Here is a 14010-nt window from a genome sequence, read left to right as displayed (position 1 = left end):
GCATTATTCCCCTTTACGTGACTCCGTCATTTGTTTCCATACAGAACCTTTTGCTTCTTCTCCGCCTTCAATACGCTCTAATGCTAGACGTGCTTGCATCGCTACTTCAAACTCTGGATCATCTTGCGCTGCTTTTAATGCTGGAATCGCACTTTCATCTCCAAGTTCAAATAAGAACATCGCTGCACGCCAGCGTACTAATTTACTTGGGTCTTTCAGAGATTTAATCATAACGAACATCGCTGCCGGATCACCTACATCTGATAAACAATCTCCTGCAGTACGGCGAACACTTACAGAGCGATCTAACAACGCTTTATATAATAACGGTAATACTTCATCACCTTTTACCATACCTAAATACGCTGTTGCTAAGCGGCGTATTGAAACTTTTTCATCATCTAACGCCATCTTCAACACTGGAATATCTTCTTCAGTAGGATCCATTTGTTCTAATGCTGCAAAACGGTTTTTCCAGTCAGAATCTTTCATCATCTCTTCTGTTACTTTATATGGCTCACGCTTTTGAATCGTTACTTCAACAGCACCTGCTTGATTTAATAATTCTTTAACCGTTTCATTTACACGTTCTTCTGAATAAGCAGCAACAATCTCTTCCACTACTTCTTTCCCAATTTCTTCAAAATTACCGTAACGTGTACTTTGTTCCACCCATTTACGCTCTTTTACAACGTTTGGTGCAGACATTTGCACTTTCATAATTGATTCTTTAAAACGATCTGGTAAACCAACACGTTCTTCCGTCGTTCCATCTGTTAACTTTACTTGCATTGGAATTGTAAAGAACATTTGAACAAACACTTTCACTTCTCCAAAATGAGCAAGTTGTTGTTCTTCACTTTCTTCCACTACTTCTTCGCCGAAAACAGCACGAACTTGTTGTAATAAAACTTTCCAGTCATACTTCGCATTTCGCTCCACTGCTAAAAAGTCGGCTACATGATATACACCTTTAATGCCTTCAATTTTCAAAATTTCTTGCACTTGCATTGGTGCTTGTTCTTTATTTTCATTAGTATAATTATTACGCGCTCCTGATGGTAATACTTCATTCAAAATAACTTTCATTGTATTTGGACTTGGCGTCGGTTCAATTGCTTTAATCTTCACGTAAAAAACTCTCCTTTATTGCATGTTCTTAGCTGTATTGTAACATGTTATCACTCTATACTCCTACTCGGATGCTTAATTTTACTACTTTCTTCCCGCTACCATACTATTTCATTCTTTTTACATTTTAAATTAGGAACGGGATTTTAAAAGCTTTCGTTTCCGATGATTTTTATTTTTTATCCATTTCTTGAGGCATCGCCATTATTTTTGAAAAAAACACGCTAAGCAAAAAAATATAATAAGCTATCCATATGGATAGCTTATTTACATAATTTTCGTTATTGGAAGACAACTATTTTTATAATACAAAAGGCAGAAAAGTATATAGATTCTACAAAATATTTTGATTATGATACATTTACAGAATCTCTTATTTTGTAATTAATGTCTTATTATTTTTTGGAGGGAATTCGATGAAAAAGTTTGTTTTGATATTTGGGCCACAAGCAGTTGGGAAAATGACAGTTGGACAAGAACTAGCAAAGATGACTGATTTAAAATTATTTCATAACCATATGACAATTGATTTATTGGAGCCATTGTATGGATTCTCTTCGGAAATGTGGCGATTGACCCATCTTTTTCGAAAGGAAATATTTCAATCATTTTCAAAGAGTGAACATTATGGAATGATTTTTACATACGTATGGGCGTTTAATGAAAAGAACGATTGGGATGATGTTGAAAGTATATGTAATATTTTTCGTTCCCAAGGGGTTGATATTTATTTTGTTGAATTAGAAGCTGATGTAGAAGAAAGACTTCAACGAAATAAAACACCTCATCGACTTGAACATAAGCCAACGAAAAGAAATATTGAACAATCTGAACAAAATTTATTAAGCACATTTGAAAATTTTAGATTAAATTCAAGAGAAGGAGAAATTACAGAGAAAAATTATATAAGGATCAATAATACGAATTTAAATGCTACAGAAGTAGCTGAAATTATAAAGAAAGAATTTCAACTATAGTTTTTTTAAACAAATTGAACAGTTCCAATTTTATGAATATAGTATACATTTCTAATTAACATAGCGTCCTATTATCGGTAGCAACAAAAAGGAGGATTCCTTACTCTCAGAAGGAATCCCTTTTTTTATTTTCTATCACTCGATTCATCTTTTTATACATTCCTATCCTGTGATGGGTTTTACGATTCTCGTTTGTTACTGGATTAGCCAAAAAACGTTATAAAATTTTGTATACTCTTTACTTGTTTTTTCAAAAAAGCTGGCGGTATCCCCTCTTTAAGTTTATTAAAATACTTTCCACAATTTTTTCCGAAGCTATTACTTAAAATCACCTTTTATTACGATGCCCCCTCCCGCCTTCTCTCCAAAAAGGTAATACTCTCAATCACAACTTCAGTTCTATATATTCTCTTGCCTTGTTCATCATCGTAATTACTAGTCTGAATACGCCCTGTAATCCCAACGAGCGACCCCTTCTTACAATATTCAGCTACATTCTCAGCCGATTTGCGCCAAACGACACAATTAATAAAATCGACTTGTTGTTCACCTAAACTATTTCGAAATCCTCTATTCACCGCAACACATATTCGTGCATAAGCGACGCCTTGTTTTGTGTAGTATAATTCTGGCTCCTTTGTCAATCTACCGATTAATACAACTCGATTCATCATAAGTTATACCACCTCACATGTTTTTCTTCATTGTAAGGAGAAATGTTTGAATGGTAAAAAGCACAAAATGATATATCCGTAAGTAGAAAGTATTATTTTGGACCTTACAAAACAAAAAAGAAACCATACATAGTTCAAACATGTATGGTTTCAAAATTTATTACACTTCAGTACAAGATATGTAATATCCTCCGCGAGCCATCTTTATTTCAGCACGGTACATTACATTTTCTAAGTAGAAAGTAATCGGTTTAACTTTACTCTCAAATTTTAGTCTTTCATTGCATTCAGTTGCATATCCTTCAATCGCTGAAGTAATAACTTTTGATGATGGATACGTTAAAGCTTCATCTAGTTCTATGAAAAAACTTTTAGAAAATAGTTTTTTCATAATCCCTTTCTTCTCTTTCATCATATTCCATCCCCCCTTAACTCAAGTTACCAATATCCATATTATACCATAAAATCAATTTATCTTTAAAAATAAAAAAATCCTGCATTTCTCATGCAGGATTTTTTTATTAGTCATTTTTCGTAAAGTAAGAAACGAAACGAAGAATTTCTAAGTATAACCATACTAATGTAAGCATTAGTCCCATCGCAGTATACCACTCCATATATTTCGGAGCTTGACTACGTACACCATTTTCGATTAAATCGAAATCTAGTAATAAGTTTAATGCAGCAACTACAATAACAACTGCACTAATAATAATACCGATTGTACCACCTTGGTGAATGTATGGAACAGTTACACCAAACATATTTAGTAGGAATACGACTAAATACATAACCATAATTCCAAGTGTTGCTGCCATAACGCCTGTACGGAATTTATCCGTTACTTTTACTACACGTGTTGCATATAACACTAACATTGCAAATAGAATTGAGATTGTTAGTAATACAGCATTTAAAACGATAGAATCGCCAAATTTCATTGTATAAACTGCTGAAATACTTCCTAACACAACCCCTTCTACCGCTGCATAGATTGGTGCACCAAAAGGTGAAATGCGCGGGAAGAACATAGACGCGAATGCGATGATTGCCGCAACGATTAAAGCACCAATTAATACTGGCATCTTCATCGTCCCCTGCATCATCTGTATGTATGAATAGACAGACGTTGCAAGTAGCAAGATAAGCATAATAAACGTTTTGCCTACTGTTCCGCCAATCGTCATCGCAGAAGCACTTGCTCCCTCTTTACGGAATGCCTCTTTTTTCAGCATTGGATTAGATGTTCTCATTTTTTCCCTCCTAAAATAGGTTCTACCAATAGTGTAAAGTTTTTCTCTTTACTTTTCAATATATGCAGCTTGTTTTTATTTTAATCCTTCAACGATGTCTGATAGTTCACTCCATCTTTCCATCTTTTTTTCTAGCTCTTCTTCTGTTTTCTGCTGTGCTTCAGATAATTCTTGTGCCTTTGTGAAGTCAGATCCAACTTTCGCAAGTTCTTCTCCAATTGACTCAATTTTCTCTTCAAGTTCGGCAATTGTATCTTCAATCGTTTCCCATTCACGCTGCTCATTGTATGAAAGTTTACGTTTACGTTGTTGTTTTGGAGCTTCTTCTACAACTTTTTTCTCTTTTTGAACTTCCGCTTTCTCCATAAGTCCTCTCGTTTTTTCCATTTCTAAATAATCTGTATAACTACCTAGAAACTCACGCACTTCGCCTCCGCCAGTAAAGATGAACAGTTCATCTACTACTTTATCTAAGAAGTAACGGTCATGCGATACAGTTAAAACGACACCTGGGAAATCTTCTAAATAATCTTCTAGTACTGTTAATGTTTGTGTATCTAGATCGTTCGTAGGTTCATCAAGTAAAAGTACGTTTGGTTCTCCCATTAAAATACGTAATAAATATAAACGTCTTCTTTCACCACCAGATAGTTTACCAAGTGGTGTACCATGTGAATGCGTCGGGAATAAGAAACGTTCTAACATTTGAGATGCACCAATTACTTTTCCATCTGTCGTATGAATAACTTCTGCAATCTCTTTAATGTATTCAATCATACGCTGATTTAAATTCATCTCTTCATTTTCTTGCGTATAATAAGCAACTTTTACAGTTTGCCCAACTTCAATTTCACCACTATCAGGAGATAACTTACCTGCAAGCATATTTAATAGCGAAGATTTCCCGCTTCCATTCGCTCCAATAATTCCGATGCGATCGCCTGGTTTCACGATATGATTAAAGTTGTTTAATACCGTTTTATCACCAAATTTTTTCGTTACATCTTTTAACTCAAGTACTTTTTTCCCAAGACGGCTACCGCTAAGTGCAATATCAACTGACTGTTTTGCAGCTGGTCCTTCTTGTGCCTTTAGCTCATCAAAACGCTGAATACGCGCCTTTTGTTTCGTAGAACGGGCTTTTGCACCACGACGAATCCAAGCAAGTTCACGACGATATAAATTTTGGCGTTTCGATTCTTGTGCCAATTCTTGCTCTTCACGAAGTGCTTTCGCTTCTAAAAATGTACTATAGTTTCCTTCGTAGCTATATAGTTTACCATTATCTAATTCAAAAATACGATTCGTCACACGATCTAAGAAATAACGATCATGGGTTACAAGTAATACCGAACCTGTATATCTCGCTAAATATTCTTCTAACCATTCAACTGTCTCATGGTCAAGATGGTTCGTAGGCTCGTCTAAAATTAATAAATCCGGTGTTTCAATAAAACATTGTGCCATTGCGATACGTTTTTTCTGTCCACCAGATAAATTCCCAACAATTGCAGTGAAGTCCGTAATTCCTAATTTCGTTAAAAGAGATTTCGCATTTGCATTTGCTTCCCATGCACTCATTGCATCCATACGTTGCTGCACTACAAATAATTGTTCCTGTACTTTTTCATTACTTGGATCTTTTTCAATATTTAATAGTGCTTTTTCATAATCACGAAGAAGACGAATTAAAGGTGTATCACCATGGAACACTTGCTCTAATACTGTCAGTTTTTCATCAAACTCTGGTTGCTGTGATAAATAACTAATTGTATACCCACGTGAATGCGTCATATCACCTGTATCAGGAGTTTCTAATCCTGCAATTATTTTTAATAATGTCGATTTACCAGTTCCGTTTACACCAATAATTCCGACACGTTGTCCTTCTGTAATACTACATGATAATCCATCAAATAACGGCTTTTCCCCATATGATTTTGATAAGTTCTCCACAGTTAACATTTTCATATTTGTGCATTCCACTCTTTCATAAATTGTTCAATAAACTGTTCCATATAACGATGACGAATTTCAGCCTCTTGTTTTGCTGCATTCGTATTCATTAAATCTTTTAATTTCAAAAGTTTTTCATAAAAATGATTTAAAGATGGATCATTATTTTTTCTATACTCTTCTTTCGTCATTTCTTCACGCGGCGGAATAGTTGGGTCATACATTAATCTCCCTTTCGCCCCGCCATATGCAAAGGTACGAGCTATTCCAATTGCTCCAAGGGCGTCTAAGCGATCCGCATCTTGAACAAGCTTCCCTTCAAGTGAATCCACTTTACCGCCATGACCACCTTTATAAGACATATTGGCGATGATATGAAGAATATGTTTACTTTCCTTTTCTTCAACACGTAGCTCTTCTAACCAATCAGAAACTTTTTTCATTCCTGCTTCTTCACTTTCATTTAGCTTTTCATCTGCCACATCGTGAAGTAATGCTGCCATTTCAATTATAAAACGATTTCCACCTTCTTGCTCAGATAAAGAAATCGCCATTTTATGTACACGTTCAATATGATACCAATCATGCCCACTCGCATCTTTTTCTAAAATATGTTTTACAAAAGTAATTGTTTTTTGAATTTTTTCTTGTTTTGTCATTTTATCTTCACCCAGTTACTTATTGTAACACGCCCGCATTTTTTCATCACATATTTTCTTGTCCGCCCATACACTAGGTGGTAGGCATCATCATGAAGGAGGAATAAACATGTTCTATAATAATCAACCGCCTTATCCAAGGCAACCATTGTATCCTCAACAACAAGAACAGAGATACACAGAACAATACGAAGAACAAGAGTTACAACAGCAAGAGCCACAATATGACGAAAACCCATATGCAACAAAGCAAAACCTAGAAACTGAATTTCAACAAAATCCATATGACACACGTCCAAATTATGAATATCCTCAAAATCCATATGCAGCACCACAAAATCAAGAACAGCGATATCCTCAAAATCCATATGTAATACCACAAAACCAAGAACAACAATATCAACAAAATCCATATGCAGTACCACAAAACCAAGAACAACAATATCCTCAAAATCCATATGTAGCACCACAAAACCAAGAACAACAATATCCTCAAAATCCATATGTAGCACCACAAAACCCATACACAACTCAACCACAACAACCGCAATACCAACAACAAATGTATCAACCAAACTACGACGCACGTGTCTCACCACCTAAACCACCAACAATAGATCCAACTCAACCACAAATTTTACCGCCTGGACCAACACTAGACATTACACAACCACAAATATTGCCACCTGGACCAATTACTGAACCAACACAACAACAAATTCAACAAGTTGTCGGTACACAGTTTTTACCTTTCAAGAAACCCGTACTAGATTTCGTAAAACCATGGGTAGATTACGGTTTAAATGAAGCAAAACATACATCACATGAACACGCATTAACAGAAGTTGCTGCGATTATGTTTTTAGTTGGTAAAGGCTTCAATCCGACGATTGCACATTATATCGTTGAATCTTGGGAGAAGAATGAACAGTTTTAGGGTTGTTTATTTGATAAAATATAAAAAACACAAAAGTGCCGAAACCCCTTATACCACAAGGGTTTCGGCACTTTTTAATATCTAGAACAAATTTTATTGAAATAATTATTTTTATAGATTTTCATACTTTTTTATATAGTACGTGAACAAAATGTGAGCAAAATGTGCGCAAATATATGAATCACATTTTGCTGTTGGTGCACTGGTTATTTAAACCAATTCTCAATTATGAGATTTATATGAAAAACCAACACTTTTTCCTGTTGGCACTCGGACAGTTTCTTGATAGCAAGCCACACCCAGACATTATTGTTGATGGGATTGATATACTAGAGAACATTATCCCTTATATTATTTTAAATATAATTTGGTCGTAATTAAAATAAAACAAAAAGAGGACGTATATATCACGTCCTCTTTTTGTTTTAGATATGCTCACCATGATCAATATAAGTATCGCCGTATTCGTATGCCGGCGCAGGTGGTCTACCGTGATCAAAATCGGCCACATTAGAAATATAATCTGGTCTTTGTGGTGCAGGCGGTCTACCATGATCAGCTTGTGATGTATAAGATTCTGCAAAACTTCCAATAGTTAAAACAGCAGCAAAACTAAAAAATCCTATTAGTACTTTTTTCATTTTAACGCACTTCCCTTCTGAAGTAATTCTTTAGCATCATAAGATATATTAAAGTATTGGCTAGCCTTCTCATGATTACCTTCTTGATAAAGTTTTTTCGCTAAAATTCCAGAGTACTCTTCCATAAATCCATAAAGTTTTTGGGATTCGAAGTAATCTAGTCCATCTGCAATCGTTGTTTCTAGATTCTGCTTATAATTTTCATCGTATTGTGCTCGAAGTATTCGTAAATGATGTGTATATTCAACGTCAGCTAATCCAAAGCCTTGAGTCAAAAATTCTTGTGCTTGTTCAATTTCATTTACTTTGAAATGTTCTCGAGCCAGTAAGAATACAGTTTTATGATATGGTTTTTCAGATTTATATACATCCATTAAATGTCGTATTGCAGTTGCGGATATACCTTGTTTTGCATAAAGGAAACCCAAGTTGTACTGAATTAAGGTAATTAGTCGAGTACAGTTATGTTTTTTAGCCATATCCAAACACTTAACAAAAAGTTCTTCTCCTTGTTCAAACTGACTTAAAGTGACACTTGCTAATCCCAGGATTGTATCACATTCAATTTGATTTATTACATAATCTTCATACTTTTTGTATATGTCTTTTGCTTTCATTACATGCTTAATTGTTAATAAAGGTTGTTGAAGATGGTAATATAGTTCACCAAGTTTATAATTAAATTCAGCTTTTTCAATGTCATTAGGAATATACTCTAAAAGTCGTTCAGCTTCTTCAAATTGCTCCATAGCCTCCATATAGTTAGCAATCATGGTGTTATGCACAGCTTTATAGAAATGGTAGTAGTATTTTAAATACTCATCGATAGTTTTTGTTGTAAGTTTTTCAACTGCATCAAAATCACTACGAGTTACATATGATTTATTGATTAACACTTTATAACTATAATCCAATAGAGAATAATACAATAAGAGATTTTGATCTTGTAGATCTCGGTTTTGTTCGACCATTAAGACACTAATCTTTTCATCAACTTCTTCTTTCATTCTTGTCGCTTTTGTTATTTGCTTAGATAAAATAACCTTATACCATTCATTCAATAGTTTGGTAACTTTTTCATTATTCAGAATTATCATATCACAATCTCCTTTATTTAGTTTATATAGAATCAATCATAACAAAGTTCAATTGTAATAAGTTGTAAAAAACGATTTTATAAATATAATTCAGAATATTTAGTTTTTATTTTATCAATTGACGTATGGTTATCGGTAAATTGTTAGATCGCAAAAAAGAAATTCTTTATATAAAAATCATTATAACTCCAGTAATGACATGGTTTTAAGAAGGTTTGTCGAATTGTTTTGTGAAAATTTTAATCTAAATATTGTTTATTTTTTGAATTTTATAGTCTATTATCGGGATTGTGCTAGTAAATACCGGTAAATTAGCATAAATTTTCAAAAGGATGGAGATGTTATTATGGGTTATAAAAATTTATTAAAGAAAAAAACAATCCCAATGTTACTAGTTGGTGGAATGTTAGCTAGTACTGGATGGGGTGCAGGTAATGCATATGCAGATTCGCCTACAGCACCTGAATCTGCTAATTCACCAGCAAAATTTGCAGGTGTAACATCACCTTTGGATACTTCAAGTGCAGACTTTGAAGTGTTATACAGCGAAACAGTAAAATTTGATGAAAATGAAAACGTTATTAATAGAGAGGTTTCAGGCACTGAAACTCGTACAAGTAATACACAGGGAGTAATTATTGCTGATGGTAGTTTCAACTGGAAACACGCTAGTAGTAAAGATTCAAGCAATAGAATTAATAAAGACAGTTATAATGTAGGACTTATTTTAGTAAATGGATTATCTTCTTATATTCCTTGGAAACCAGTACAGGTTACAGCACAAGTAGTTGCAAGCGGATTAATGTATTTTAATCAACCTTCTATTACGTATTATCACACTGAAGCATATAGAGATATCGATGCCGTTAACCATTATGTAAAAACAGTAACGGATACAATTAAAAACGGTAAGAAAGTATATACTGATACAAAAGTTATGAAATATACAAAATAAAAAAAGAACCGAACTAGATTATTTATCTAGTTCGGTTCTTTTTTTATTTAAACGATTTATTAAGTCAATAATCCATGAATTAATAATAACTACGGTAAAAATTACAAATAAAGCTACAATATTTTCATTAGAAGCTATATATGGTATAAACGTACCGCGCACTAAAAAAAATATAATTAGAGCGAATGCAATTGCCCAAATAAATTTTAACATTAATTCACCTCCTCTAAAAAAATACAAAAGTAATTTTAAAATATAACTATTCTGTTTTGAAAATAAGATTCCTTTTAGTATGTAATAAGAATTATAGAAAAGGGTTCCAAATATAGGCTGAATTATAGAAAAAACTCCATTTTTTTACGTGAAATAAACAAAAAAAGGGTATGTCCAAACTTGGGCATACCCTTTTTTCTACTTCACATACACATAGGCTTCATTTGCAGTTATATAGTATGTTACGCCTTTACTGTTGTGTACCTTGTATTGTGGTGAACCATTAACGGATACTTTAGCATCAATAGTAAATCCAAGCCCTTCATCTACCGTTCCTGCTACATCTTTATCAGACCAAGAAGCAGAGTCATAGAAACGAAGGTCGTCCACTTTAGAAACAACACGTTTTCCTACTACAGAACTTGAAGTAGTAGTTTGTTCCCCTTGATATTTAATGTAAGATGGGTTGTTATAAATCCATTGGTTACCGCCAAGATTTAACCAATCACCTTGTTTTCCCCATACCTGATATGATTCCCCTTTAGTTAATTGACGGATAGTACCATGATTTGTTGATGGTCCACTTCTTAGGTTGACGTTAAACCCTTCAATATAAGCTACTCCTGTTTCGCCTACAACGTTTTGAGATGGTTCTTGTGGTTTTGGTTTAACTGTAACTGTCGCGCCTTCATACGCCTTTTGTACGTCCGTTCTGAATTGTGATTCTGATACACCGTGACTGCGAAGGTAATCAATCGGATCTTCGTGGTCAGTTCCACCTAATTTGTAAGTAATATCTTTATGTGTCCATAAACCTTTGCTTGGGTGAATCCCTCTATCTTTTAAAATCTTAGCTAATAGTTTTACATAACGCTCGTAAGAAGATTTAAATTTATCTGGATTGCTAGTTTCAGAAAGTTCTACGTGAACAAATCTTTTATTTGCAGATGGTCCAGCACCGTAAGCCACATATTTTGTATCGGCAATTTGGACTGTTTCGTTCCAATCTACAGCATAATGTACAAATGCATTTCTCCATGTTCTAGCTTCATAATTTCGAATGTTAATTGCTGGTGCTTCTGGTGTTGCAGTACTATGTGCAACAACGCCCTCATAAGCGCCCACACCGTAGCGATATGCTTGTTTCGGTAAGTCTTGGATAATTAGTGCTCTATCGGCAAAAGAAGCCGTAGCAAACGAAAATAAGAGTAATAGAGTCATAAATAATGAGCTGAATAGTTTAATTGGTTTTTTCATTGTGTATTTTCCCCTTTTTGCCAAACAAAAAGAGCACCGTCTTTTGACAATGCTCTCCTTATGTAAGGCGTGTATTTTTTATTTGGTATTATGTTTTTCTTTTCGTGCATCACTTCTTTGGATTTTTGCTTGAATTTCGGATGCTACACTTTCTAATAACCATGCAGGAATCCATTTTTCCCAGCCAATTCGTGCACAGTTTGCTGCGAAACTATTAAAAATGTGGTAACTCAATCCACCGACTACCATGAAGAAAAAGAAATCAGGTAGTTTAAGAGCAATATCAAATAAATGCGCAAGAGCTGGTAATGATAAAAGCACCACGGTTCTCGTGATGCCCTCAATTCCATATTGTGATGAGTATGTTCCATCTAGTTTTGAAGCCTTACTACCAGTAATCCAGTCGAGCATGATAATCCAGCAGTAAATCGAGATCCAAATTAAGTTCGCTTTACCATATAACAAATTAATTATTGTTCCTAATCCACCGCCTATAGCACCACCTACTTTAAATTGAGTACTTGTAATAACATCGCTTATATTCAATGCCTTGATGAGTTCGTGAATTCTTTCCAAGTTCTCACCTCCTTTCAAAATTTGATCAAAATAAAAAAGCCTGCTGCAGCACGCTCGATTTCGATAAAATTATATGTTCATTTTCTTCCACGCGTATTCTAGTGGTTCAGTACGTGGTGGTTTCATCACTGCTTTTTCAGTAGTTTTACTTTCGTTTCGAGAGAAATCAAACATAACCCCTTTGCGTATAGCAGTTGCTCTAACTCCTGTAATATACATGTTACTGATTTCTAATTTTGAACCTTGGTGTATTTGGGGGCTGCGTTTTACAGTTTGGTATAGGTTTTCCGGTTGAATTACTATGCCCTTTATCGTCATAAAAACACCAGCCTTATTCTATTCGTAACGCAATTTGAAAATCATTAATTGAACCCCATAAACCTGAGTAGTAAGTGTTAAATAGCTTATACTTCTGCACTTCTGAACCCTGAGAAATTTCAACAATATCACCAGTTACATAATTGGATCCTCTATATATGTAAAAACCATCGAATTTTGCCCTTAATCCATCTATACCATCTCCCATGAAAAGTGGTGTGAATATTATATTACCTTCTAAAGATGGTGCTCTTAAAAAAGGTTTGTCCCAAAAAAAAGTACTAACATTAATATTTTTTATCCCCTCATACAATAATTTGCTTCTAGCAATTACCAGTGCCGCAGGAGAACCCCAAGCCGAACCAGCACTTACCATGACACTAAAAGGAGAGGATATAGGTGTGAATTGCTCTTGTTGATATAGTTCATCTGGAATACCAAATAATCCTATTACAGTTTTCCCTTTTCGTTCTGGAAGATTATCATCGTTTTCATAAACACAATAGATAACAATGTCTTTATCAACGTATAAATATAGGTCCACCATAACAATTGGTTTGCTAATAGTGGTAACATTAGTGGAGTTAGTTGTTTTCCCTTGATGAAAACATAACGGGTAGAAAGGACCAGGTCCTCCAAAAGTAACATCTTGCTCTTTATCATATCGTTCAATTAATCTAAAGGTTGCATCGGTAAAAATACAACTAGGATCTCTTATATCATAGCCCTTATATGTACCTGCTATAATATCTTTGCTACTTGCAGTGGCGACATCAAATGGACGTAATTCTATAGAATGGTTCTTCATGCCGTCGTTACCATTTGAGTACATAACATAAATGGTATCCTTTGATGGTGCAGCAGCATTTAATTGCTGCCATCCAGCCTTTTTCATTTCATCGATAATCTTCATAAAAACTTCTCTTCGCTCTAGTCTGTGTAACTTACAAATTTTATTTGTCATTCTGCATGTTCCTCCTTAACTTAAACGTATTGCTTTCATAGAAACATTAAAAGTAGAGGTTGCCACACCCCTATTTTCTATATAAAGATGTACCTTGTTTGTATGATCTTTATCCTCACAAGGAATAGCCAAAATATCATATGTTCTTTTTTCTGATAAGCTTTTATAGATTTGATTCCCATTCTCTTTTTGATCGTACATAAATAACATTGCTTCAACATTTGAGTCATTTGTAACTTGAATCGTGCGAATATCGTATTTGTTACAACCTACATCTAGTGGAGCATATAGAGTTTTTCCTGGTTCAATTGTAATTTGTATATTCCTCTCAATAAGGATTGATGGTGTAATCTCACTTTCCGATGTATATCTATATAATTTCATTACAGTTCCCATAATGTA

General features: G+C 34.3%; 17 protein-coding genes. 3 read left to right on the top strand and 14 right to left on the bottom strand.

What is annotated here, in order from left to right:
* Nucleotides 1-3: 3 nt before the first annotated feature.
* Nucleotides 4-1131: a conserved virulence factor C family protein gene (locus tag MKY21_RS10885; protein WP_000692580.1), complete on the bottom strand. Its 1128-nt coding sequence runs from the start codon at nt 1129-1131 to the stop codon at nt 4-6.
* Nucleotides 1132-1547: 416 nt separating this feature from the next.
* On the opposite strand from MKY21_RS10885, the gene MKY21_RS10880 reads away from it, so the two are divergent.
* A complete protein-coding gene (locus MKY21_RS10880) occupies nt 1548-2108 on the top strand; it encodes an AAA family ATPase (protein WP_000714951.1) in 561 nt (186 codons plus the stop codon).
* 338 nt (nt 2109-2446) lie between these two features.
* On the opposite strand, the gene MKY21_RS10875 is transcribed toward MKY21_RS10880, so the two are convergent.
* The 5 genes from MKY21_RS10875 to MKY21_RS10855 form a co-directional block, all read right to left on the bottom strand.
* Nucleotides 2447-2782, bottom strand: coding sequence for a single-stranded DNA-binding protein (locus MKY21_RS10875; protein WP_000982014.1), 336 nt, complete (start codon nt 2780-2782; stop codon nt 2447-2449).
* A gap of 160 nt (nt 2783-2942) precedes the next feature.
* Complete coding sequence (locus tag MKY21_RS10870; RefSeq protein ID WP_000975140.1) at nt 2943-3197, bottom strand: DUF4318 domain-containing protein; 255 nt, start codon at nt 3195-3197, stop codon at nt 2943-2945.
* Between the two features lie 106 nt (nt 3198-3303).
* Nucleotides 3304-4035 carry a Bax inhibitor-1/YccA family protein gene (locus MKY21_RS10865; protein ID WP_001260655.1) on the bottom strand — a complete coding sequence of 244 codons (732 nt, stop codon included), beginning with the start codon at nt 4033-4035 and terminating at the stop codon, nt 3304-3306.
* Between the two features lie 75 nt (nt 4036-4110).
* Nucleotides 4111-6006 carry an ABC-F family ATP-binding cassette domain-containing protein gene (locus MKY21_RS10860; RefSeq protein WP_000783179.1) on the bottom strand — a complete coding sequence of 632 codons (1896 nt, stop codon included), beginning with the start codon at nt 6004-6006 and terminating at the stop codon, nt 4111-4113.
* Complete coding sequence (locus tag MKY21_RS10855; protein ID WP_000165969.1) at nt 6003-6650, bottom strand: HD domain-containing protein; 648 nt, start codon at nt 6648-6650, stop codon at nt 6003-6005. The genes MKY21_RS10860 and MKY21_RS10855 overlap by 4 nt, the downstream gene beginning before the upstream one ends.
* A 109-nt stretch (nt 6651-6759) precedes the next feature.
* Here MKY21_RS10855 and MKY21_RS10850 point away from each other — a divergent pair, with 109 nt between their 5' ends.
* A complete protein-coding gene (locus MKY21_RS10850) occupies nt 6760-7587 on the top strand; it encodes a hypothetical protein (RefSeq protein ID WP_000499709.1) in 828 nt (275 codons plus the stop codon).
* 425 nt (nt 7588-8012) lie between these two features.
* On the opposite strand, the gene MKY21_RS10845 is transcribed toward MKY21_RS10850, so the two are convergent.
* Complete coding sequence (locus MKY21_RS10845; RefSeq protein WP_000756625.1) at nt 8013-8228, bottom strand: hypothetical protein; 216 nt, start codon at nt 8226-8228, stop codon at nt 8013-8015.
* A complete protein-coding gene (locus MKY21_RS10840; protein WP_341076230.1) occupies nt 8225-9325 on the bottom strand; it encodes a response regulator aspartate phosphatase in 1101 nt (366 codons plus the stop codon). Before MKY21_RS10840 ends, MKY21_RS10845 begins: the two co-directional genes overlap by 4 nt.
* Before the next feature lie 346 nt (nt 9326-9671).
* Here MKY21_RS10840 and MKY21_RS10835 point away from each other — a divergent pair, with 346 nt between their 5' ends.
* Complete coding sequence (locus tag MKY21_RS10835) at nt 9672-10280, top strand: hypothetical protein (RefSeq protein WP_063263839.1); 609 nt, start codon at nt 9672-9674, stop codon at nt 10278-10280.
* 18 nt (nt 10281-10298) lie between these two features.
* Here MKY21_RS10835 and MKY21_RS10830 read toward each other — a convergent pair whose 3' ends face one another.
* From MKY21_RS10830 to MKY21_RS10805, 6 genes are all read right to left on the bottom strand, one after another.
* Nucleotides 10299-10493, bottom strand: a complete 195-nt coding sequence (locus MKY21_RS10830) for a hypothetical protein (protein ID WP_063263838.1) — start codon at nt 10491-10493, stop codon at nt 10299-10301.
* Between the two features lie 198 nt (nt 10494-10691).
* Nucleotides 10692-11750, bottom strand: coding sequence for an N-acetylmuramoyl-L-alanine amidase (locus MKY21_RS10825; RefSeq protein ID WP_341076228.1), 1059 nt, complete (start codon nt 11748-11750; stop codon nt 10692-10694).
* A gap of 78 nt (nt 11751-11828) precedes the next feature.
* A complete protein-coding gene (locus MKY21_RS10820; RefSeq protein ID WP_000439586.1) occupies nt 11829-12326 on the bottom strand; it encodes a phage holin family protein in 498 nt (165 codons plus the stop codon).
* 69 nt (nt 12327-12395) lie between these two features.
* On the bottom strand, nt 12396-12644 hold the full coding sequence (locus MKY21_RS10815) for a hypothetical protein (protein ID WP_341076226.1): 249 nt from the start codon (nt 12642-12644) through the stop codon (nt 12396-12398).
* A gap of 13 nt (nt 12645-12657) precedes the next feature.
* The gene (locus MKY21_RS10810; protein ID WP_341076224.1) at nt 12658-13608 is read right to left on the bottom strand and encodes a hypothetical protein; all 951 of its coding nucleotides are present in this window, start codon (nt 13606-13608) and stop codon (nt 12658-12660) included.
* Nucleotides 13609-13623: 15 nt separating this feature from the next.
* Nucleotides 13624-14004 carry a DUF1998 domain-containing protein gene (locus MKY21_RS10805; protein WP_086392362.1) on the bottom strand — a complete coding sequence of 127 codons (381 nt, stop codon included), beginning with the start codon at nt 14002-14004 and terminating at the stop codon, nt 13624-13626.
* Between the last annotated feature and the right edge of the window lie 6 nt (nt 14005-14010).

The organism is Bacillus sp. FSL R9-9497, assembly GCF_038005805.1.
Lineage (GTDB): Bacteria > Bacillota > Bacilli > Bacillales > Bacillaceae_G > Bacillus_A > Bacillus_A cereus.
Note: the sequence above shows the minus strand (reverse complement) of the source record. Positions and strands in the feature narration are given on the sequence as shown.